Genomic DNA, 22775 nt, shown 5'->3' on the forward strand with positions numbered 1-22775 from the left:
GTTCCTCCGAAATGTCATGGCGCCTGCCATGGTCCAGTGATCGGGGCGGAAGGGTGCGGGAGTGCGCTGCGAAAAGCTTGTCCGCGGACGTACAAAAAATTGGATGGAGTGCGCCCGGCGTTTGAGCAAACGGCTGCACAAAAACTGTTCGCAAGCCATGAAGCGGCGCGGGGGCGGGATTTTCGAGTTCGGGAGAGCCAAATGATCCCGGCTGCCACAGCGAAACTGTCCGGTCAGAGAATCATTTGGTGAGGTGATTTGACAGAGATGTGACATTTACCGATGGAGATGCGGCCCCGGACAGAAGCATCTACGGTCGGCATCCGCAGCAAATCACCGGCCCTACACAGCCTGTCCGCAGCATATCCACAGGCTCACTATGCCGGATTCGTGAGCCCGTGCGAGGTACTTGCTGCGCACAAACCCACAGGCCGCACAACTCAGCCCGCCAGCTTGCTCGAACACCGCGCGACAGGCCTCGCTGAGGCTGGACCGGTTGCGGCGCAAGCAGGTCGTGATGGCGCGGACGTTTGGGCATTCTCGCCGGCGCAGAGGCGGTAAACGTCAGGGGTGCAGGCCCGTCGCTGCCCTGTCCTGCCCTGCCCGCCCGGCCTGCGCGGGCGACTTTGGTGCGAAGAGCCAGGAGAAATAAGCCAGTGGGAATGTGATCTCTTTCACACCAACGATGTCGTGGCGGCACATAGGAATCGCGCGGGACTTTTTCAGGAACCGCTAACCAATCGGGTCCCGATCGCCGGATCGTTAAAATGCGAGCGATCGGGTCAATCCGAAAACAAGCCGGCTTTGCGACATTGCTTCATCCGCGTTCCGGAGGGTGTGATGAGCGAAGCCGAATTCAACTTGCTGCTGGATGCCGTCCGGGACGTCATGGTCCTTGAGGATCAGGCTCCCACGCCGGAGGAGGAATTCGTGCCCCGCTCGTGGAGTTTCGACGCGACGCCCAGGACGACTCCAAAGGCCGCCAACGACAACGAGGGCGCTTGGCCCCTCCTGCCCTTCCCCGACGGCTGGTATGCGGCCTGCTGAGGGCGCTTTTGCCTGACCGGATGCGGCCCCCTCGCGGGCGCTTTGGCATTATCGAGCCCGGGCCGGGCGCGACCACGATCAACTCTTGACGCGTTCCTCGCCGTCCTGCGGCGCCGGGTCGGGTGCAGCCGGCGGAAAGATGCTGTCATAGATCGCGCGAGCCTCGCGAATGAGGCGAGCCCGCTCCAGCTCGGATTTCGGAACAAATCGGACGATCTCGCCCACGTGCTCTCCAGCTTCAGGGTTTTGAATGCATCTCTTCGCAGATGCGAAGTCTATGCCACCGGGCCTGAATCGCCCCCCCGGGCAAACCCGGTGGCCAAGGCGCAGCAAGTCTCATCCGCGCGTTCGGCGGAACTCGCGGTGATGACAGTTTGCCCTGGGAAATCAGAAGGTTGCGATGGAGGCCACGACCAGAATTGAACTGGTGTACACGGTTTTGCAGACCGTTGCGTAACCACTCCGCCACGTGGCCCCGTAAGGGCGGAGCAATATAGGGGATGAAGCGTTTAGGCAACCGCCTTCGTCCGACCGTGGCGACAACGGGCTCTTCCGGTGTGGATCGAAGTCAGGCGCGTTTGCGACGCCGGAAGTCGCGCCGGTGGCCCTTCGGGGCAGGTTTGGGCGCCAATTCCGGCATCTCGGCCTGGACCTCGCGGTATCGGGTCAACAACCGCTCAAAACTCGCATGCAGCGTGTCGGCGATGTCAGGGCGCCGCTCGAGCCCCGCGAGGATCGTCGCGGCAGCCTCGATGGTCGAGAGCCCGTCGCTGCGCGGCTCGCGGCGCAGACGTCCGTAACGCGAGGGGTGCGCCGGATTGAGGATCACGCGCTGGCACTTGAGCATCCACGGATTGCGCCACCACAAGGCCTTGGCCTGGCTCCAGGTGCCGTCGAGCAGCACCACGCCCTCGAGCTTGGCGAGGATCGCGCGCTGGTTCTCCGCGACCTCGCCCTTGCGGTTGAGAGCGACGATCTCACCTTCGGCCTCGAGATCGGCCGCGCGCGCCGAGCCGAGGTAGAGCACGGCCCAGTGCGAGGCGTTCTCGACCGGCCGCCCCAGCGCCTTGGACAAGCTCGGCCAGGACAGGCCGACCCTCACTGTGGCATCGGCGAAGTGCTTGGCAAGCAGCCGCGCGGTGCCGAGCGCCCTGTCCTGCTCCTGCGGATGCTGGAGGATCAGGAGCGACAGCCGGTTTTCGATCGGCGTGACGCTGTCGCAGATGCACAGCGGCATCGGCTTCTGGCAGTGCGGGCATTCGGGAATGGGATCGGCAACGGCCGTATCTGCTGGGTTCGACATGGGCGCGCTATACGCTTCGCGCGGCGCTTCAACAACCTATTCCGCCGGTACAGCCAGCGGACGCGGCTCGGAACGGCGCCGCAGGCGGTCGATCAGAAGATAGATCACGGGCGTGGTGTAGAGCGTCAGGATCTGCGAGACGAACAGGCCGCCGATGATGGTGATGCCGAGCGGGCGGCGCAGCTCCGTGCCGGGACCGGTCGCCACTACGAGCGGAATGCCGGCGAACAGCGCCGCCATGGTCGTCATCAGGATCGGGCGGAAGCGCGCCTGGCAGGCCTCGAAGATCGCTTCTGCCGAGGACAGGCCGCGCCGGCGTTCGGCGTCGAGCGCGAAGTCGACCATCATGATGCCGTTCTTCTTGACGATGCCGATGAGCAGGATGATGCCGACGAAGGCGATCACCGTCAGCGGCGTGTTGGTGATCTGCAGGGCGAGCAGTGCGCCGAGCCCGGCCGAGGGCAGTGTCGAGATGATCGTGAGCGGATGGGCAAGGCTCTCGTAGAGCACCCCCAGCACGATATACATCGCGACCAGCGCGCCGAGGATCAGGAGCGGCTGACGGCCGCTGGTCCTGGCAAAGTCTCCGGCATTGCCGTCGAAGCTGCCGCGAATGCCCTCTGGCATGTGCAATTCCTCGACCGCGCGCTGGATGTTCTGCGTCGCGGTCTGCAGCGGCACGTCCGGCAGCAGGTTGAACGATACCGTGGTCGAAGGGAACGACTGCGAGTGATAGACCGCCAGCGCGGCGAGCCCGCGCGTCGCATGCACCACGGCCGAGAGCGGCACCTGGGCGTCGCCCGCGCCGGCGACATAGATGCGGTCGAGGTTGGAGGGATCGACCTGGAATTTCGGGTCGATCTCCAGCACGATCATGTATTGGTTGCGCTGGGTATAGATGATCGAGATCTGCCGCTGCGCGAATGCATTGTTGAGCGCATTGTCGATGTCCTGGACCCTGACGCCGAGCGCCGAGGCTTTCTGGCGGTCGATGGAAAGCGTGAGCTGAAGCCCGCCGGGGTCGCGATCGCTGGAGATGTCGGTGATGCCCTCCACGCTCTCCATGCGTTTGGCCACGATCGGCGCCCATTTCTGCAACAGGCCGAGATCGGTGCTGGTCAGCGTGTACTGGTAATCGGAATCGCTCTGTCGTCCGCCGGCGCGCACGTCCTGGGCGGCGAACATGAAGAGCCGGATGCCGGGGACGGGGTATAGCGCCCGCCTGAGGCGGTCGATCACGACCTGCGTCGAGACGTGGTCGCGCTCCTCAGGCGGCTTCAGGCTGATGTACATGATGCCGCGGTTTGAGGTCGCTCCCCCCGGTCCGCCTCCAGCGCCGACGGACGAGCCGATGCCGGCCACGGCCGGATCCTTCATCACGATGTCGGCCAGCCGCTGCTGCAGGCCGAGCATCGACTGGAACGAGATGTCGGCCGAGGCGCGCGTCGCGCCGATGATGAAACCGGAATCGTCCGTCGGGAAATATCCCTTGGGGACCTTGATGTAGAGCGTCACCGTGAGCGCGATGGTGGCGAAGAACACCAGCAGCGTCAGCAGCGGGAACTCCAGCACGGTGCGCAAGGTGCGGGCGTAGAAGGCGACGAGGCGCGACAGCGAGCCTTCGACGACGCGGTCGAACAGGGTCGCGGTGCCTGACGTGGTCTGCCGGATGTAATGGGCGCAGATCATCGGCGTGACCGTGAGCGACACCAGCGTCGAGACCAGGATGGCGAAGGTCAGCGTCAGCGAGAACTCGCGCAGCAGCCGGCCGACGATGCCGTCCATGAAGATCAGCGGCGTGAACGCCGCGATCAGCGACAGGCTGATCGAGACCACCGTGAAGCCGATCTGCTTCGCGCCCTCTTGCGCCGCCCGGAACGGCCGCATGCCATGCTCGAGGTTGCGGTACATGTTCTCGATCATGACGATGGCGTCGTCGACCACGAAGCCGACGGAAATCGCCAGCGCCATCAGCGACAGATTGTCAATCGAGAAGCCCGCGACCCACATGCCGGCGCAGGTGCCGGCCAGCGCCAGCGGCACCGAGATGCCGGCCGCGATCGTCGGGGTCAGCCGTCGCAGGAACACGAACACCACGGCCATCACCAGGAACGCGGTCGCCAGCAGGGTCCACTGCATGTCCAGCACGCTGGCGCGGATCGTGCCGGTGCGGTCGACCAAAGTGGAGACCTCGACGCCGGCCGGTATCCACTGCTTCAGCGCCGGGATCAGCGCCTTCACCCTGTCGACGGTGTCGATGACGTTGGCATCGCCCTGCTTGGTGATCTGGATCAGCACCGCCGGCTGCTTGTTGAACCAGGCGATCGAGCGGGCGTTGCGGACGGAATCCTCGATGTCGGCGACGTCCGAGAGCCGCACGAAATTGCCGTTGGAGCTCTTGATGATGATGTCGCGGAACTCTTTCGCGGTGCGCATCTGCCGATTGAGTGCCAGCGTCTCGCTCTGGCGTTCGCCTTCGAAAATGCCGACCGGACCGAGCGGGTTGGCGTTGATGATCGCGGTCCGGACGTCGTCGGTGGCGATACCGGCGTTCGACAGCGCCACGGGGTTGAGCTGCACCCGCACGGCCGGCTGGTCGGCACCGGACACGGTGACGTCACCGACGCCCGGCACCTGCGAGATGCGCTGCGCCAGCACGGTATCGGCGACGTCGTAGATCGCGCTTGCCGACAGCGTCTTCGAGGTCAGCGCCAGCACGAAAACCGGCGCGCCGGCCGTGTTCGCCTTGCGGAAGCGGGGCAGCGTCGGCAGGTCGCTCGGCAGGTCGACCATCGCGGCATTGATCGCCGCCTGCACGTCGCGTGCCGCCTTGTCGATGTTGCGGCCGATGTCGAACTGGAGCTGGATGCTGGTCGTGCCGAGGGTCGAGGTCGAGGTGATCTGGTTGATGCCGGCGATCTCGCCCAGCCGCCGCTCCAGTGGCGAAGCCACCGTGGCCGCCATCACGGACGGATCGGCGCCGGGCCGGCTGGCCGAGACGAAAATGGCAGGGAAATCGACGTTCGGGACCGAGGCGACGGGAAGGAAATGGTAGGCGACGACACCCAGCAGGAACAACCCAATCGACAGCAGCGTGGTCGCGACCGGCCGGCGGATGAAGGGCTCCGAGATCGACGCCATCACTGCATCCCCTCGGTCGCGCCGGCGACCGGCGGTCCGCCGGATTCGGCGGGCGGCAGCGCCTGCTCGAGGCGGCGGTTGATGCGGTCGAGCGCGAGATAGATCACGGGGGTGGTGTAGAGCGTCAGGAGCTGGCTCAGCAGCAGGCCGCCGATGATGGAGACGCCGAGCGGGAAGCGCAGCTCGGCGCCGGTGCCGCTCTCGATCGCGAGCGGCAGCGCGCCGAACAGCGCCGCCAGCGTCGTCATCATGATGGGACGAAAGCGCAAGAGACACGCCTGCACGATCGCCTCGTTCGGCGACATGCCCTGCCGGCGCTCGGCCTCCAGCGCGAAGTCGATCATCATGATCGCGTTCTTCTTGACGATGCCCATCAGGAGGATGATGCCGATCAGGCCGATCACCGAGAGATCCTGACCGCACAGCATCAGCGCCAGGATCGCACCGACGCCGGCCGAGGGCAGTGTCGAGAGGATCGTGATCGGATGGATGTAGCTCTCATAGAGCACGCCCAGCACGATGTAGATGGTGATCACGGCAGCAAGCAGCAGCCAGGGCTGTCCGGCGAGCGCCTTGGCGAATTCGGCGGCATCGCCGGCATAGACGCCGACGATGCTGTTGGGCATGCCGATACGGGTCTCGATGGTCTTCACCGCCTCGACGGCATCGCCGAGCGCCGCGCCCGGCGCGAGGTTGAAGCTGAGCGACACGGACGGGAACTGCGCCTGGTGCGAGATCGCGAGCGGCGCCGTTGTCCGCTTCAGCGTCGCCACGGCCGACAGCGGCACCTGCGCGTTGGGCGCGCCGACGGTGGTGCTGGCGGCGCCGGGCAGATAGAGCTTTGACAGGATCGAGGGATCACGCTGGTACATCGGCAGCGCCTCCAGCACCACGCGGTACTGGTTGGCCTGCCCGTAAATGGTCGAGATCTGCCGCTGGGCGAAGGCGTCGTTGAGCGTGTCGGTGATGGCCTGAAGGCTGACGCCGAGCTGGCCGGCGCGGGTACGGTCGACATCGAGCTGGGCCCGCAGGCCGCCTTCCTGCGCCTCGGAGGAGACGTCCCGGAACAACGGATCGCGCCGCATCTCCGCAACCAGCTTGCGCGCCCATTCCGAGACCAGCGTCGCATCGGTGCCGGTCAGTGTGTACTGGTATTGCGAGCGGCTCGACTGGGTCGAGATCTGCACGTCCTGCACCGGCTGGAAATAGATGGTCATGCCGGGGATGCCTGATACCCGCTCCTTCAGCCGGGCCACGACGCCCGTGATGTCGTCACGCCGCTCGCCGCGCGGCTTCAGGCTCATGACGAGCCGGCCGACATTGGTGGTCGGGTTGACCGAGCCCGCGCCGATCACCGAGACCACGCCGACCACGTCGGGGTCGGCCCTGATGGCGTCGGCCGCCTCGGCCTGCCGTCTCTTCATCTCCGCAAACGACACGTCGGGCCCGGCCTCCGTCACCGCCGTGATCGAGGCGGTGTCCTGCAGCGGGAGGAACCCCTTTGGCGCGACGACATAGAGCACGAGGGTCGCAATCAGCGTGGCGAAGGTTACGACCAGCGTGGCCCGCTGGCGTTCCAGGACCCACAAAAGCGATCTGTGATAGCCATCGACCGTGCGATCGATGAAGCGGCTGATCGCGGCCAAGCCTGGCACCGCCAGCTCCTCATGGGCGTGCTTGAGCAGGCGCGAGCACATCATCGGCGTCAGCGTCAGCGAGACCACAGCCGACGTCACGACCGCGATCGTCAAGGTCAGCGCGAATTCCCGGAACATGCGCCCGACGAGACCCGACATGAACAGCAGCGGAATGAAGACCGCGATCAGCGACACCGTCAGCGAGATCACGGTGAAGCCGATCTCGCTGGCGCCCTTCAGCGAAGCCTCCATTGCGCTGTCACCGTTCTCCATGTGGCGGACGATGTTCTCGATCATGACGATGGCGTCGTCGACGACGAAGCCGGTGCCGATCGTGAGCGCCATCAGCGAAAGATTGTCGAGGCTGAAGCCGGCAAAATACATGATGCCGAAGCTCGTGATCAGCGACAGCGGCAGCGCGACGCCGGCAATCAGCGTGGCGCGCAGCGAGCGCAGGAACAGCAACACCACCAGCGTCACCAGCACGACGGCAAGGATCAACGTAAACTGCACGTCGCGCACCGAGGCGCGGATGGTGACGGTGCGGTCGGAGACGATGGTGAGGTTGACGCCGGCCGGGATCGCGCGCTGCACTTTCGGGATTTCCGTGCGGATCTGGCTGACGACGTCGATGACGTTGGCGCCGGGCTGGCGCTGGATGTCGATGATGACGGCCGGCGTGCCCTGGTACCAGCCGCCGGTGCGGTCGTTCTCGAGGCCGTCGACGATCTGGGCGACGTCGCCGATGGTGACGGGCGAGCCGTTGCGATAGGCGATGATGACCGGCCTGTAGGCGTCGGCGGCGGCGATCTGGTCGTTGGCTGCGATGATGTAGGATTGCTGCGCGCCGTCGAGCGAGCCTTTCGGCCCCGAGACATTGGCATTGGCGATCGCAGTACGCAGATCTTCCATGGCGATGCCGTAGGCCGCAAGACGCGCGAGATCGGCCTGGATGCGCACGGCCGGCTTCAGCCCGCCGAGGACCGAGACCCGTCCGACGCCGGAAATCTGACTCAAGCGCTGCGCCAGAATGGTGTCGGCGATGTCGCTCATCACGCGCAACGAGATCGTGTCGGAGCGCAGCGCCAGCGTCATCACCGGCGCGTCCGCTGGGTTCACCTTGGCGTAGGTCGGCGGATAAGGCAGCGTCTTGGGCAGCACGCCGGCCGCGGCATTGATGGCGGCCTGCACGTCCTGGGTCGCGCCGTCGATATCGCGGTTGAGGTCAAACTGGAGCGAGATCTGGCTGACGCCGAACGAGCTGGTCGAGTTCATCGCCGACAGCGACGGGATCTGGCCGAGCTGCCGCTCCAGCGGCGCGGTGATCAGCGAGGCGATCACGTCGGGGCTGGCGCCCGGAAGCTGCGTCGTCACCTGCACGGTCGGGAAATCGACCTGCGGCAGCGCCGAGACCGGCAGCGCGAAATAGCCCAGCAGCCCGCCGATCAGGAGCGCGATGCCGAGCAGCGAGGTCGCTATCGGCCGTCTGATGAAGGGTTCGGAGACACCCATGGGATCTGCCTGCCGCTCAGGCGGCTGTTGTCGGGATCATGGCTGCTTCGCTCCACTTCCCGATGCTCCCGGCCCCGGTGCCGGCCCGGTCTGTCCCTTCTGGTCGCCTTCGCTGCTCTTCCGCTTGGCGCGGAATTCGCCCTCCTTGCCTTGCGAATCCTTCTGGCCGTCCTTCGGGCCTTCTTTGGCACCCTCCTTCTTCTGGGCGTCCGGCCCGCGCGAGCGCTTCCGCGGCGCGAGATCGGCCGACGGGGTCTGGTCGTCGCGGCCCACGATCACCTTGGAGCCATCGGACAGATTGGCAAAGCCCGTGGTGACGACCTTGTCGTTCGGCGAGAGGCCGCCGGCGATGACGGCGTCATGCTCGTTCTGCTGGGTCACCGTCACGGGCTTGGCCGAGACGATGTTGTCCTCGCCGATGACGTAGCTGAAGGTCCCGATCGGACCGCGCTGCACCGCAGAGGTCGGCACCACCAGCGCCTGCGTCAAGGTCTCGACCTTGAGGCGGACATTGACGAACTGGCCAGGCCAAAGCTGGTAATGGGCGTTCGGAAATTCCGCCTTGAGCTTGAGCGTGCCGGTGGTCTGGTCGACCTGGTTGTCGATGCCGGTGAGCTTGCCGGTGTCGATCACGGTAATGCCGTCATTTCCGAACACATCGACGGCGAGCGTGCCCTTTGCCGCGGCCGCGTTGACGCGCATGATCTGCTGCTGCGGCAGGCTGAACCACACCGCGATCGGCTGCAATTGCGTGATCACCACGAGACCCGTGGTGTCGGAGGCATGGACGATGTTGCCCTGGTCGACCTGGCGCAGGCCGGCCCGGCCCGAGATCGGCGCCACGATCTTGGTGTAGCTCAGCGTCGCGGCCGCGTTGTCGATCGCGGCCTGGTCGGCCTTCACCAGCGCCTCGGTCTGCGCCACCAGCGCGCGCTGGGTATCGGCCTGCTGCTTGGAGCCGGCATTGGAGGCGGCGAGCTGCTCGTAGCGGGCGAGATCGATGCGCTGATTGGCGAGCTGGGCCTCGTCCTGCGCCTTCTTGGCCACCGCCTGGTCGTACTGCGCCTGATAGATCGCCGGATCGATCTCGCCGAGCACGTCGCCCTTCTTGACGTCCTGGCCCTCCGTGAAGTTGACGGCGATCAGCTTGCCGTCGACCTGCGAGCGCACGGTCACGGTGTTGAGCGCGCGGATCGCCCCGACGCCGTCGAGATAGACCGGCACGTCCTGGATGCGCGGGCTCGCCGCCAGCACGGGCACCGGCAGATCGGGACGCTGGTTGCGGTTGTTGGCCTGTTGCTGATGCGTGACGATCCAGCCGAGATAGCCAAGGCCGCCCAGGATCGCGAGCGTGACCAGGGTCATGACGAAGCCGCGGCCGCGCGATTTTTTCGCCGTCCCCTCTTCCGCGCCCTGCTTCGTATCCGGCTTAAAGAGCATTGACCGGTTTCTCCATTCGCGGCTCCCAACCACCGCCGAGCGCCTGGTACAGGCTGACGATGGCGAGAAGCCGTGCGAGTTGCGCCTGCGACAGCACGTCTTCCGCCTGGAACAGGGTCAGCTGGGTGTTGAGCACCGTCACGATGTCGGCGGTGCCGGCGCGCAATTGCTGCTCCGACAGGTCGAAGGCGCGGCGCGAGGCGGCCACGACGTCGCGCTGCAACTGCAGCCGGATCGTGGTCTGCCTGATCGAGAACAGCGCATTGTCGACGTCGGCAAAGGCCTGGACGATGGTCTTGCGGTAGGTCTGGAGCAGCTCGTCCTGGCGTGCCTTGGCAAACTCGAAATTGCCGAGGATCCGGCCGCCGTCGAAGATCGGCTGCGTGGCGCTGCCAACGAGCTGGAAGAAGGCCGCGTGCGGCTGGAACAGCGAGACCAGCGCCGAGCTCTGGTAGCCGCCATTGCCGGTGAGCTGGATGGTCGGAAAGAACTGCGCGCGGGCATTGCCGATGTTCGCGGTGGCGGAGGCGAGCTGCGCCTCCTGCCGGCGGATGTCCGGCCGCTGCGTCAGCAGCTCCGACGGCAGGCCGGGCGTCACGCGTGGGATCGTGATCCGGTCCAGCGAGCCGCCGAGCACGCGCACGCTCTCCGGCGGGCGCGAGACCAGCACGGCGAGCGCGTTGACGTTCTGGTCCAACGTCTGGCGCAGCGGCGGCACCAGGGCTTTCTGGTTCGCCAGCACGCTCTCCTGCTGGGCGACGTCGAGATCGGTGCCGGTGCCGGCCCTGCGGCGCTCCCGGACCGCATCGAGGATGCGCTGCGCGCTCGCGATGTTGCGCTGTGAGGTCCTGATGCGGTCCTGCGAGGCAAGCACCTGGAAATAGGCGTTGGCGACGGCGGCGAGCGTCGTCAGCGCGACCGTGTCGCGATCGAAACGATTGGCGTTCGCGGTCTCCTCCGCCGTCTGCAGCGCGTCGCGGTTCTGGCCCCAGAAGTCGAGCTGATAGCTCGCGCTGAGCGAGGCCGAATAATTGACGACCTCGCGCCCGCCGATGGACAGACCGGAAGCGCTCGAACCCGAGGTGCGCGAATAGGTTTCCGAGCCGGCTGTCGACAGGCTCGGCAGCAGCGCCGCGCCCGCCTGCCGCGCCTGGGCATCGGCCTGGACGATGCGCGAAACGGCAGCGGCGATGTCGAGGTTGACGGTCTGCGCCTCCACCATCAGCTGCGTCAGCTCCGCTGAGCGGAAGCCGCGCCACCAATCCAGTGACGGCGGCACATCCCCTTTCCCGGCATATTTGTATTGCGCGGGAACATCGAGCGCGGGGTCGGGCAGATCCTGCGTCAGCACGCAAGCGCCTGAACCGGTGGAGAGGCTCAGCACCGCAAGCCAGCGCGCCGCACGACGCGTCCAGGCCGCGGAGCGCAATGATCGCCACATGGCGATCGCCGGAACATGTTGTGTCACATCCACCCCCCGCCGGGCAGATCGAGCCGCCACCCCGCCGCGGGATTAGCCGATTCGCAGCAGGACGGTGGGGGGGCTTTCGGCAACTCGTTCACAGGCGATGCTTTCTGCGGAACCTCGAGCTTCATACTAGCCGGGCACGGAACAGGGGGACAGTGTCGCAGTTGCGAGATACCCGTGCCAGCGAGCGGGCGCGAAACTGACAGGAATGCAAAAAGCGCCTGTCTCGCAGAGACTTCTCTCACTACGTGACGTCGCGAAACGCGATCAAGCTTACCAAGATTTCATGTGATATTGCTGCCACACCGGCTGCTAAGCTTCAATTTGACTGCACACCACGCAGCTTCGGCCCAGTCGTGCCTTCCAAGCACATCACAAGACCGTCAATTTGCCGAAAGCGATTCCCTCCATCGCGCCGACACTTCTCGGCTTTCCACGCGCTGCCCACGCTCCTCGATTTCGACCTGTCTCGTCCCTGGAAAAAATTGATCGCAAGACCGCTCATGACGCGCGCTATCGTTTCGTCCCCCGACGGCATTCAGTGATTTCCTCCTACCGGTATCCCGCCTCGCGGCCGAGCGCATCACCGCCGGTCTCGCCGCTCGGAATATCACTGTTTGGGCGGGCGTTTCGGTCCGGTTCGCCGCAGCGCAAAAGCCTTCCCCTTTGGCCTCCCAGGCACTAGGTTCTGGCCAAAGCTGATCAACCCCTTGCCAGTGATTTCCCCCGACATGACCATTCGAAACGACGTTGTCGAAGCCATCGGCAACACCCCGCTGATCAAGCTGAAGCGCGCCTCGGAACTGACCGGATGCACCATTCTCGGCAAGGCCGAGTTCATGAATCCGGGCCAGTCGGTCAAGGACCGCGCCGGCAAATGGATGATCATGGAGGCTGAGAAGCGCGGCGAGCTCAAGCCCGGGGGTCTCGTGGTGGAGGCAACCGCCGGCAATACCGGCATCGGGCTCGCGGTCGTGGCGAGCGCGCGCGGCTACCGCACCCTGATCGTGATCCCGGAGACGCAGAGCCAGGAAAAGAAGGATTTCTTGAAGCTGTGCGGCGCCGAGCTGATCGAGGTGCCGGCCCTGCCCTATGCCAATCCCAACAACTACCAGCATGTCGGCCGGCGGCTCGCCGACGAGCTGCGCAAGACCGAGCCAAACGGCGTACTGTTTGCCGATCAATGGAACAACCTCGACAATGCCAAGGCGCATTACGAATCCACCGGCCCCGAGATCTGGGAGCAGACCGGCGGCAAGGTCGACGGCTTCGTCTGCTCGGTCGGCAGCGGCGGCACGCTGGCCGGCGTCAGCCGTTACCTGAAAGAAAAGAGCAAGAACGTCCGCATCGCCTGCGCCGATCCGCACGGCGCCGGCATGTACGAATATTTCAGGACCGGTGAGGCCAAGGCGACGCCCGGCGGCTCGATCACCGAGGGCATCGGCCTCAACCGCTCCACTGCGATCGTCGAGACAGCCAAGGTCGACGATACCCATCTCATTCCCGATGCCGAAGCCGTCAGCGCGATCTACGAACTGCTGCAGCACGAAGGCCTGTGCCTCGGCGGTTCCACAGGCATCAACGTGGTCGGCGCGATCCGCCTTGCCAAGCAGCTCGGGCCCGGCAAGACGATCGTCACCGTGCTGTGCGATTCCGGCAGCCGCTATCTGTCCAAGCTGTTCAACGCGGACTTCATGCGGGCCAAGAACCTGCCGGTGCCGGAGTGGCTGGAGAAGCGCAGCAATATCAAGCCGCCCTTCGTGTGATCGTCGCAGAAAGGCGCACGTCGCCGACGTGCGTCCGCAAGGCGCCCCCGGTTCGGTCCACTTATGCGACCTCGCCGCGTTCCGCGGCTGCGGCACAATAGTCGCGCCAGAACTGCCGATAGCCCGCCTCGACCTTGCGCGTGTAGATCTCGACGTTGCCGGCGGGCGAAGCTGCGATCCGGGCCGGCAGTTCCGCGCGCAGCTTCGCCAGATGGGCGGACTGCGCCGCATATTTGCATGCGATCGCGGCGTAGCCTTCGTCGTCCTCAGCGACCCAGTCCTCCAGACCGACGGCCGCGACGATCGACCCTCCGGCGCGCGACGAGGCGCCATTGCCGAGCTTGGCGACGACGGGAACGCCGGCATAGAGCGATTCCCAAGTACTGATGCCGCCGTTTTGCGGGAAGGTATCCAGCGAGATGTCCACCTTCGCGAAGGCCAGCAGATGCTCGTGGCGCGAGGTGGAGCCCATGCAGGTGATATTCTCAGCGGCGATGCCGTGCGCCACGAACCGCGCCACCAGGCTGTCGCGCAGCAAGGGGTCGTCAAGCAGCCCGTGCTTGATGATGATCTTCGATCCGGGCACCTCGCGCATCACCTTCGACCACACAAGGATGGCTTCGTCCGAGATCTTGTAGATGCGGTTGAACACGCCGAAGGTCACATGGCCGTTGCGGAGCATGGGCAGCTCCGACATCGGCACGTCCAGCACGGGCTCGATCGTGATCAGGCACGGCAGATCGTGAACCTTCTCGGCCAACAGATGGCGCGCCGATTGCGGAATGAAGACCGGATCGGCGAGCACGTAGTCCATGGTCTGAAGGCCGGTCCCGGTGGCATGTCCGAAACCCGTGACCTGGACGGGCGCGGGCTTCCGGGCAAACACATGGAGCCTGTTGCCGGTCGTGTGGCCTGATACGTCGATCAGCACATCGACCTTGTCGGCCTGAATTCGATCGGCCAGCTCGTCGTCCGAGAGCTGTCCGGCGTCGACCCAGACGTCCGCCAAAGGCTTGAAGCGTTCGGTCATCTCATCCGGCAACGGAAAGCAGGAATAGCAGATGATCTCGAACCTGGCGTGATCATGATGGCGCAGCACCGGCAACAAAGTGAGCGCGGCCGAGTGGTTCCTGAATTCGGACGCGACATATCCGACCACGATCCGCCTGTCCGGATCGAGCTCCCGTGGCGCGAGCGTCCTTCGCGGCAAATTGGCACCGACCGCGTCCCACCAGGACTTTCGCGCCGCCTGCTGGACCGCAAAACCAGCCTCGGAAAGATAGTCCAGCAGGAAAATCTTGCGCTCGATGGCGTCCGCATAGTCCGGCCTGAGTTCCAGCGCCTTGTCCAGATGCTCAAGCGCCGTCGCGATGTCTCCCTGGCTCGCATGACACGACGCCAGCAGTGCCATGCCGATCTCGGAGCGCGGATTTTCCTCGAGCAGAGTCTTGACGGCCGAAATCGCCTTCGCCGTATTCCCCAGGAGAATGTTGACTTGCGCCTTCCCGCGCAGCGCCAGCTCGAGCGTGGGCGATTGCGCCAGCGCGGCATCGAAGTCTGCGGCGGCCTGCGGCAGCCGCGACAGATCGAAGTTGAGCCGTCCGCGCTGGGCCAGCATCCTCGCCGAATTGGGCTTGATCGCCAGTCCCGCCGCGAGCGCGGCTTCGGCCTCGTCGAAGTGCCGGAGCTCGACGCTCAGCATCCCCTTGCCGGCGATCGCTTCGGCGTGACGCGGCTGAAACAACAGAGCGCGGTCGAAACTCTCCCTGGCGCGATCCAACTGACCCATCATCAGTTCGGCCATGCCCCGATTGCAGAACGCATCGGCATAGTCCGGCTTCAGCTTGATGGCGCGATCGTGCAGTTCGATGGCCTGCTCAGCGAGCTTCATGTGCAGCAGGGTATTGCCGAGATTGGTCAGCGCGAGCGGGAAGTTCGGCTTCAGCGCGATCGCCCTCTCTTGGCACCTGCGCGCATCCTCGAATTTCTTCAGGTCGAAGTAGACGGTCGCGAGGTTGCTGTGGGCTTCGTGCGAACGCGGATCGAGCCCAATCGCACGCTCGAGCAGCTCTTGCGCCTCCGCCAGGCGACGGCCGTCATGGGCGCACAGGCCTAGCAAATGCGTGGCATCGAAATGATCCGGAAGCGCCTTCAGGATCTCACGGCAAAGCGCCTCGGTCTCCGCGTACCGGCCCTGGCCATAGGCGCTCGCTGCGGCGGAGATGACGGCGTCCGCCTGCTTCATCAGTTTCTTCTGCAATCGCGCGTTCTGGAATGCGCGCGCGCCGGCGCCGCTGCTCTGCAAGGTTGCTCTCCGAAGGATGGCCGCACGGAGAGTCTAGCTGATTCGTCGTCAAGGCCGCCCGGTCGGCTGAAGCGGCGAGGCCCCGGGGTTTCCCGGTGCTCAGGGCGAGATCTGGCCCCCGGCCTACGCTAGGTCCCCGCCCTCCGAGGCCGCGGCGCAATAGTGGCGCCAGAACTGGCGATACCCCGCCTCGACCTCGCGCGTGTAGATCTCGACGTTGCCGGCGGGCGAGGCCGCGATCCGGGCCGGCAGTTCTGCGCGCAGTTTCGCCAGATGAGCTGGCTGCGCCGCATATTTGCATGCGATCGCGGCGTAGCCGTCGTCATCCTCGGCGACCCAGTCTCCAAGACCGACGGCCGCGACGATCGACCCGCCGGCGCGCGACGAGGCGCCGCTCCCGAGCTTGGCGACGACGGGAACGCCGGCATAGAGCGATTCCCAGGTGCTGATGCCGCCGTTTTGCGGAAAGGTATCCAGCGAGATGTCGACCTTCGCGAAGGCCTGCAGATGCTCGGCGCGCGCGGTCGAGCCCATGCAGACGACGTTGTCCTCGGCGATGCCCTGCTCCACGAACCGCGCAATCAGGCGGTCGCGCAGCATAGGATCGTCCAGCAATCCGTTCTTGATGATGATCTTCGATCGGGTCACCGTGCGCATCACCTTCGACCACACACCGATGGCCTCGTCCGAGATCTTGAAGATGCGGTTGAACACGCCGAAGGTCACATGGCCGTTGCGGAGCATGGGGAGCTCAGAAGGCGGCGCATCCAGGATGGGATCGATCGTGATCAGGCACGGCAGATCGTGAACCTTCTCAGCCAGCAGATGGCGCGCGGATGGCGGAATGAAGACCGGATCCGCGAGCACATAGTCCATGGTCTGAAGGCCGGTCCCGGTGGCATGTCCGAAGCCCGTGACCTGGATCGGGGCCGGCTTGCGCGCGAAGACATGGAGCCGGCTGCCGGTCGTATGTCCTGATACGTCGATCAGGATATCGATCCCATCGGCCTGGATACGATTAGCCAGTTCGTCGTCCGAAAGCTGCGCGGCATCGACCCAGACGTCCGCCAAAGGCTTGAACTGTTCGGTCATCTCATCCTGCAACGGCCAGCAGGAATAGCAGACGATCTTGAACCTGGCGTGATCATGATGGCGCAGCACCGGCAACAGCGAATACGCTGCCGAGTGGCGCCTGAATTCGGACGCGACATAGCCGATGACGATCCGCCTGTCCGGATCGAGCTTGCGCGGCGCAAGCATTCTTCTCGGCAATTTGGCGCCGATCGCATCCCACCAGTACTTTCGGGCCGCCTGCTGGGCTACGAAATCGGCTTGCGGCAGATAATCCAGCACGAAAATCCTGTATCCGATCGCCTCCGGAAAGTCCGGCGCGATCTCCAGCGCCGCGTCGAGATGCGCGAGCGCCGTCGCGATGTCTCCCTGGTTCACGTGGCAAGCCGCAAGAAGCGCCAATCCCATCTCCGAGCGCGGATTGACCTCGAGCAGCGTCTTGACGCCCGCCATCGCTTGCGCCGTGCTCCCCACGAGGATGTCGATTTGCGCCCTCCAGCACAGCGCGACCTCGAGCCGTGGCGATTGCGTCAGCGCCGCATCGAGGTCCGCTGCCGCCTGCTCCAGCCGGGACAGGCTCAGATTGAGCCGTCCGCGCTGCAGCAGAATCCTGGGTGACCCTGGCTTGATCGCGAGCGCTGCGTCGAACGCGGCGGCAGCCTCGTTGAAGTGCCTGAGTTCGAGGCTCACCATGCCCCTGCCGGCGATTGCCTCGGCGTGGCGCGGCTGAAGCGATAGGGCGCGATCGAAGCTTTCTTTGGCGCGCTCGAATTTGCCGGTCATCAGCTCCGCCATGCCGCGGTTGCAAAATGCATCCGCATAGTCCGGCTTCAGCCTGATCGCGCGGTCGTGCAGTCCGATCGCCTCTTCGCCGAGACCGATGTGCAGCAGCGTATTGCCGAGATTGGTCAGGGTGATCGGACAATTCGGCTTCAGCGCAATCGCCTTCTCCTGGCACGCGCGGGCGGCCTGAAATTTCTGGAGAGCGAAGTACACGGCACCGAGATTGCCATGGGCGTCGGGTGAACGCGGGTCGAGCGCAATCGCGCGCTCGAGCAGGAATTCCGCCTCATCGAGCCGGCCACCGTCGAACGCGCGCAGGCCGAGCAGGTGCGTGGCGTGGAAATGATCCGGAACCTCTTTCAAAATCTCGCGGCAGAGTTCCTCGGCCTCGGCAGGTCTGCCCTGCCCGAGCGCCTCGACCGCGAAGGACATGACGGCGTCCGCCTGCTTCCTCAACTTCTTCTGCAATCGCGCATTCTGGTATGCGCGCGCGCCGAGACTGCTCTGCAAGGTTTCTCTCCGGAGGATGGTCCGAAAAGAGACGAGCTGATTCGCATGGTGCCAAGCTTGCGGCGGCGGTCAGACCGGCGAGGCCGCCGGGTTGCGGGGGCTCACCGCAGGATCTGGCTCAGGAACAGTTTGGTGCGGGCATGCCGTGGGGCGGCGAAGAATTCTCTCGGCGTGTTGGCCTCGATGATCTGGCCGGCGTCCATGAACACGACGCGGTTGGCCACTTCGCGGGCAAAGCCCATCTCGTGGGTGACGACCAGCATGGTCATGCCCTCCTCGGCGAGGTCGACCATGGTGTCGAGGACCTCCTTGACCATCTCGGGGTCGAGCGCCGAGGTCGGCTCGTCGAACAGCATCACCTTCGGGTTCATGGTCAGCGCGCGGGCGATCGCGACGCGCTGCTGCTGGCCGCCGGACATCTGCCCCGGAAACTTGTTGGCCTGGTGCGGGATCTTGACACGCTCCAGGAATTTCATCGCGGTCGCCTCGGCGTCCTTCTTGGGGATGTTGCGGACCCAGATCGGCGCCAGCGTGCAATTGTCGAGCACGGTCAGATGCGGGAACAGATTGAAGCTCTGGAACACCATGCCGACTTCGCGGCGCACGGCATCGACATGCTTGAGGTTGGGACCGAGCTCGATGCCGTCGACGACGATCTCGCCCTCCTGGAATTCCTCCAGCGCATTGATGCAGCGGATCAAGGTCGACTTGCCGGAGCCCGAGGGCCCGCAGATCACGATGCGCTCGCCCTTCGCGACCGCTAGGTCGATGTCCCGCAGGACATGGAATTCGCCGTACCATTTGTTGAGGCCGGAAATCTTGACGATGGGATCGGACATGGTGGCCTCGATCAGCTGCGGCGATGGGCGTTGAGGCGGCGCTCGACGAACAGCGAGTAGCGCGACATTCCAAAGCAGAAGATGAAGTAGATGATCCCGGCGAAGGCGAAGCCGGTGAATGCGGTCGACGGCGTCGACCATTTCGGATCCGAGAACGAGGCGCGAAGCGAGCCCAGGAGATCGAACAGTGCCACGATCGAAACCAGCGAGGTGTCCTTGAACAGCGAGATGAAGCTGTTGACGAGGTTCGGAATGACGTGACGCAGCGCCTGCGGGAGCACGATCAGCGAGGTCGTCTTCCACCACGACAGTCCGAGGGCGGCGGCCGCCTCGCCCTGCCCGCGCGGGATCGCAGCGAGGCCGCCGCGGACGTTCTCGGCCTGGTAGGCGCCGGTGAACAGCGCGATGCCGATCAGCGCCCGGACCAGGCCGTCGACGGTGAAATTGCCGGGCAGGAACAGGGGCAGCATGTAGGTGGCGAAGAACAGCACGGTGATCAGCGGCACGCCGCGCCAGAACTCGATGAAGGCGATCGAGAAGATCCGGATCAAGGGAATGGTGGAGCGGCGGCCGAGTGCCAGCGCGATGCCGATCGGCAGCGAGGTGACGATGCCAGTGACGGAGACCACCAATGTCACCAGGAGGCCGCCCCATAGGTTGGTCGTCACGATCGGCAATCCGCCGCGGTCCAGGCCCATCAGCTTGATGACCATTGCGATGGCAATGAAGGTGGCGATGCTGGATGCCAGAGCCCGCCCGCCGGTGCGAATGCCGCCAGCAAGAAAGAACGCGATCAGGCTGACAATCGCGGCAGTGATGCCGAAATCGGCCCAGACCGGCTGCCCCATCACCTGGACATAGTCGCGCAGCCAGGTGAGCGGAAAGATCAGCCAGGAGATCGCCGTGCCGACCAGCACGATGAGGCTTCCGACAACCCACAGCAACGGTGCGATGGCGGACGTCTTGCTGAGACTGAGGAGCGCCTGCCCGGCACCGATGATGCTCTCGTCGAACAGTTGCAGCAGGCCGGCCGTCCAGCTCAGGCCGAAGCCCTTGATGCCGCCGCCGTGCAGCAGGAAGAATGCGACCACCGGAAAGGCAACGAAGAACAGGCCCGCGTTCAGACCCTTCGCCGGCAGCCGCGGAACGAGCAGCGGAAGCAGCAGCACGACCGCGAGCAACATCGTGAGGTCGACCCGCCAGCGCTCCGCCTCGGGATAGAAGCCGTAGATGAGCTGCGGCAGTTTCGCCTGGATGTAGGGCCAGCAGGCACCGACAGCAAAGCCGGCGTTCTCGGCGAGGCACGCGGTGCGGTCCTGGCCGCTCCAGACCGCATCGACTATCAGGAACCTGACGGAGGGAATGACGGTGAACCAGAGCAGCAAGGCGCCCACGATCGTGAGCAGGATATTGGTCGGCGAGTTGAACAGGCGCGTACGCACCAGGCCGATGAAGCCCGTGGTCTTGATCGGCGCGGGCCGCTCGGCGAGCAGGTCCTGGCGGACGAAGCTGCTTGAGCTGATATCGGTCATGCGCCGAGGCTCCGGCTGACGCGCCAACCGTAGACGCTCATGACGGCGCTGGTGAGCAGCGAGATCAGGAGATAGATGCCCATCGTCATCGCGATGATCTCGATCGCCTGCCCGGTCTGGCTCAGCGACGTGCCGGCGAACACCGACACCAGGTCGGGATAGCCGATCGCGACCGCCAGCGACGAGTTCTTGGTGAGATTGAGGTACTGGTTGGTCAGCGGCGGCACGATGACGCGCATGGCCTGCGGCACGACGATCAGGCGGAGCGTGGCGCCTCGGCTGAGACCGAGCGAGGCTCCCGCCTCCATCTGTCCCTTGTGAACGGACAGGATGCCGGCGCGCACGATCTCGGCGATGAAGGCGGCGGTATAGGACGACAGCGCCACCGTCAGCGCCACGAATTCCGGGATGATCCGCGAGCCGCCCGCGAAGTTGAAGCCCTTGAGCTGCGGCAGCTCGAAGGTGAAGGGCAAGCCGAACACCAGCATGGTCGCGACTGGCAGCCCGAACAGCAGGCCCAGCACATAGGGCCAGATCCGGATCATGCGCCCTTCCTGGAACAGCGCACGCCGCGCATGGAAGCGCAGGGCCAGTGACGCCACGATGCCGAACACCAGCATCGCCAGGAACGGCACGAGACCGCTCTGACCGATCGGGCTGGGAACGACGAGGCCTCGATTGCTGATGAACGCGATGCCGAACAGGGAAATGCTCTGCCGCGGATTGGGCAGGGCCGCGAGCACCGCGAGGTACCAGAACAGGATCTGGAACAGCACCGGCAGGTTGCGGATGACCTCGACATAGATCTCGCCGACGCGCGACAGCAGCCAATTGGGCGACAGCCGGCACAGCGCGACGATGAAGCCGATCACGGTGGCGAAGACGATGCCCACCACCGAGACGACGAGCGTGTTCAGCAACCCGACGACGAACACGCGCAGGAACGTGTCCGAGCCGGTATAGGGGATCAGGGTCTGGTTGACGTCGAAGCCGGCATTGTTCCTGAGGAAGCCGAAGCCGGCGGCGATGTGCTGGTTCTCGAGGTTGGCGCGGGCATTGGAGACGATTTCATAGCCGATCCAGCCCAGGATCGCCGCGAAGGCGAACTGGACGGCAACGCCGTTCCAGCCTGCCTTGCCGCCCAGGATGCGCCGGATCTTCAGCGCAATCTGGGCCGGCGGTTTTCGGGCCTCGGTGCTCATGCCGTTGCCGGCCGATCGGGTGATCAGCGGATCGGCGGCGCGTACTGAAGACCGCCTTTATTCCAGAGATTGTTGAGACCGCGATTGATGGCGAGCGGCGAGCCCGCGCCGACGTTGCGGTCGAACACCTCGCCGTAATTGCCGACCGCCTTCACGATCCGCACCACCCAATCCTTGGTCAGACCGAGCTGTTCGCCGAAATTGCCATCGCTGCCGAGCACGCGCTTCAGTTCCGGATTTTCCAGTTTCGCCTTCTCGTCGACGTTCTTCGAGGTGACGCCGAGCTCTTCAGCGGTGATCATCGCAAACAGCGTCCATTTCACGATGTCGAACCACTGGTCGTCGCCGTGGCGCACCATCGGACCGAGCGGTTCCTTCGAGATGATCTCGGGGAGCACCATGTGGTCGTTGGGACTGGCGAGCTTCAGACGATTGGCATACAGGCCCGACTGGTCGGTGGTGAAGACGTCGCAACGGCCGGCTTCGTAGGCCTTGACGGTTTCGTCGTTGGTGGCGAACGCGATCACCTCGTACTTCATGTTGTTGGCCTTGAAGTAGTCGGCGAGATTCTGCTCGGTGGTGGTGCCGGTCTGCACGCAGACCGATGCGCTGTTGAGCTCGAGCGCCGAATTCACCTTGAGGGACTTCTTCACCATGAAGCCCTGCCCGTCATAATAGGTCACGCCGGTGAAATTGGCGCCGAGCGAGGTGTCGCGCGAGATGGTCCAGGTGGTGTTGCGCGAGAGCACGTCGATCTCGCCGGATTGCAGCGCCGTGAAGCGGTCCTTGGCGGACAGCGGCACGTACTTGACCTTGGTCGGATCGTTGAAGATCGCCCCCGCGATGGCGCGGCAGACGTCGACGTCGATGCCGGTCCAGTTGCCCTTGTCATCCGGGGAGGAGAAGCCGGGCAAGCCCTGACTGACGCCGCAGGACAGCATGCCCCGGTCCTTGACGGTCTTGAGCGTTTGCGCATCGGCGGCTTCGGCAGAGAGGCCGGCGGCGAGAGCAAGGGTGAGAGCCAGGGTTACGCGTTTCATGGGCTTTGGGCCTTTCAAGGTCGTCTCAAGATCAGGAATAATGTTGTCTGTGGGGTCATCTCTGCCAGGGCTAATCGTACCAGGGCTAGCCTTGCAAGAGTCATGCTGGAACACTTGCCGAACACCCGCCGATCCCGGGAGGCCATACCTTAATCCCCGCCGCAGGCGCCCGCCATTAC

General features: G+C 64.9%; 14 protein-coding genes and 1 tRNA gene. 2 read left to right on the forward strand and 13 right to left on the reverse strand.

What is annotated here, in order from left to right; genetic code table 11:
* Window positions 1-840 precede the first annotated feature (840 nt).
* Window positions 841-1047, forward strand: a complete 207-nt coding sequence (locus IVB23_RS01785) for a hypothetical protein (RefSeq protein WP_247802319.1) — start codon at window positions 841-843, stop codon at window positions 1045-1047.
* 78 nt (window positions 1048-1125) lie between these two features.
* On the opposite strand, the gene IVB23_RS01790 is transcribed toward IVB23_RS01785, so the two are convergent.
* From IVB23_RS01790 to IVB23_RS01820, 7 genes are all read right to left on the reverse strand, one after another.
* The gene (locus IVB23_RS01790) at window positions 1126-1272 is read right to left on the reverse strand and encodes a hypothetical protein (RefSeq protein WP_247802320.1); all 147 of its coding nucleotides are present in this window, start codon (window positions 1270-1272) and stop codon (window positions 1126-1128) included.
* A 176-nt stretch (window positions 1273-1448) separates the two neighbouring features.
* A tRNA-Cys gene (locus IVB23_RS01795) sits at window positions 1449-1522 on the reverse strand.
* Window positions 1523-1615: 93 nt separating this feature from the next.
* Complete coding sequence (locus tag IVB23_RS01800) at window positions 1616-2350, reverse strand: tRNA-uridine aminocarboxypropyltransferase (protein ID WP_247802321.1); 735 nt, start codon at window positions 2348-2350, stop codon at window positions 1616-1618.
* Between the two features lie 36 nt (window positions 2351-2386).
* The gene (locus tag IVB23_RS01805) at window positions 2387-5491 is read right to left on the reverse strand and encodes an efflux RND transporter permease subunit (RefSeq protein WP_247802322.1); all 3105 of its coding nucleotides are present in this window, start codon (window positions 5489-5491) and stop codon (window positions 2387-2389) included.
* On the reverse strand, window positions 5491-8640 hold the full coding sequence (locus IVB23_RS01810; RefSeq protein WP_247802323.1) for an efflux RND transporter permease subunit: 3150 nt from the start codon (window positions 8638-8640) through the stop codon (window positions 5491-5493). The genes IVB23_RS01805 and IVB23_RS01810 overlap by 1 nt, the downstream gene beginning before the upstream one ends.
* Before the next feature lie 36 nt (window positions 8641-8676).
* On the reverse strand, window positions 8677-10080 hold the full coding sequence (locus tag IVB23_RS01815) for an efflux RND transporter periplasmic adaptor subunit (RefSeq protein ID WP_247802324.1): 1404 nt from the start codon (window positions 10078-10080) through the stop codon (window positions 8677-8679).
* Entirely contained in the window at window positions 10070-11521 is a 1452-nt protein-coding gene (locus IVB23_RS01820) for an efflux transporter outer membrane subunit (RefSeq protein WP_247802325.1), read from the reverse strand. The genes IVB23_RS01815 and IVB23_RS01820 overlap by 11 nt, the downstream gene beginning before the upstream one ends.
* A 758-nt stretch (window positions 11522-12279) precedes the next feature.
* Here IVB23_RS01820 and IVB23_RS01825 point away from each other — a divergent pair.
* Window positions 12280-13314: a cysteine synthase A gene (locus IVB23_RS01825; RefSeq protein WP_247802326.1), complete on the forward strand. Its 1035-nt coding sequence runs from the start codon at window positions 12280-12282 to the stop codon at window positions 13312-13314.
* Between the two features lie 61 nt (window positions 13315-13375).
* Here IVB23_RS01825 and IVB23_RS01830 read toward each other — a convergent pair whose 3' ends face one another.
* From IVB23_RS01830 to IVB23_RS01855, 6 genes are all read right to left on the reverse strand, one after another.
* Complete coding sequence (locus IVB23_RS01830; RefSeq protein ID WP_247802327.1) at window positions 13376-15619, reverse strand: tetratricopeptide repeat protein; 2244 nt, start codon at window positions 15617-15619, stop codon at window positions 13376-13378.
* Window positions 15620-15742: 123 nt separating this feature from the next.
* Window positions 15743-17983, reverse strand: a complete 2241-nt coding sequence (locus IVB23_RS01835) for a tetratricopeptide repeat protein (protein ID WP_247802328.1) — start codon at window positions 17981-17983, stop codon at window positions 15743-15745.
* 101 nt (window positions 17984-18084) lie between these two features.
* Entirely contained in the window at window positions 18085-18822 is a 738-nt protein-coding gene (locus IVB23_RS01840; RefSeq protein WP_131868609.1) for an amino acid ABC transporter ATP-binding protein, read from the reverse strand.
* A gap of 11 nt (window positions 18823-18833) precedes the next feature.
* Window positions 18834-20354 carry an amino acid ABC transporter permease gene (locus IVB23_RS01845; RefSeq protein WP_247802329.1) on the reverse strand — a complete coding sequence of 507 codons (1521 nt, stop codon included), beginning with the start codon at window positions 20352-20354 and terminating at the stop codon, window positions 18834-18836.
* Entirely contained in the window at window positions 20351-21556 is a 1206-nt protein-coding gene (locus IVB23_RS01850; RefSeq protein WP_247802330.1) for an ABC transporter permease subunit, read from the reverse strand. The genes IVB23_RS01845 and IVB23_RS01850 overlap by 4 nt, the downstream gene beginning before the upstream one ends.
* 23 nt (window positions 21557-21579) lie before the next feature.
* On the reverse strand, window positions 21580-22596 hold the full coding sequence (locus IVB23_RS01855) for an amino acid ABC transporter substrate-binding protein (protein ID WP_061881546.1): 1017 nt from the start codon (window positions 22594-22596) through the stop codon (window positions 21580-21582).
* Window positions 22597-22775: the final 179 nt, after the last annotated feature.

The sequence above is a fragment of the Bradyrhizobium sp. 191 genome (assembly GCF_023100985.1).
Taxonomy (GTDB): Bacteria; Pseudomonadota; Alphaproteobacteria; order Rhizobiales; family Xanthobacteraceae; genus Bradyrhizobium; species Bradyrhizobium diversitatis.

Bases quoted from the DNA above. Each gene is read 5' to 3' on its own strand.
- IVB23_RS01785 (WP_247802319.1), top strand. From the start codon at position 841: ATGAGCGAAGCCGAATTCAACTTGCTGCTGGATGCCGTCCGGGACGTC.
- IVB23_RS01815 (WP_247802324.1), bottom strand. From the start codon at position 10,080: ATGCTCTTTAAGCCGGATACGAAGCAGGGCGCGGAAGAGGGGACGGCG.
- IVB23_RS01850 (WP_247802330.1), bottom strand. From the start codon at position 21,556: ATGAGCACCGAGGCCCGAAAACCGCCGGCCCAGATTGCGCTGAAGATC.
- IVB23_RS01810 (WP_247802323.1), bottom strand. From the start codon at position 8,640: ATGGGTGTCTCCGAACCCTTCATCAGACGGCCGATAGCGACCTCGCTG.
- IVB23_RS01840 (WP_131868609.1), bottom strand. From the start codon at position 18,822: ATGTCCGATCCCATCGTCAAGATTTCCGGCCTCAACAAATGGTACGGC.
- IVB23_RS01855 (WP_061881546.1), bottom strand. From the start codon at position 22,596: ATGAAACGCGTAACCCTGGCTCTCACCCTTGCTCTCGCCGCCGGCCTC.
- IVB23_RS01820 (WP_247802325.1), bottom strand. From the start codon at position 11,521: ATGTGGCGATCATTGCGCTCCGCGGCCTGGACGCGTCGTGCGGCGCGC.
- IVB23_RS01800 (WP_247802321.1), bottom strand. From the start codon at position 2,350: ATGTCGAACCCAGCAGATACGGCCGTTGCCGATCCCATTCCCGAATGC.
- IVB23_RS01825 (WP_247802326.1), top strand. From the start codon at position 12,280: ATGACCATTCGAAACGACGTTGTCGAAGCCATCGGCAACACCCCGCTG.
- IVB23_RS01805 (WP_247802322.1), bottom strand. From the start codon at position 5,491: ATGGCGTCGATCTCGGAGCCCTTCATCCGCCGGCCGGTCGCGACCACG.
- IVB23_RS01845 (WP_247802329.1), bottom strand. From the start codon at position 20,354: ATGACCGATATCAGCTCAAGCAGCTTCGTCCGCCAGGACCTGCTCGCC.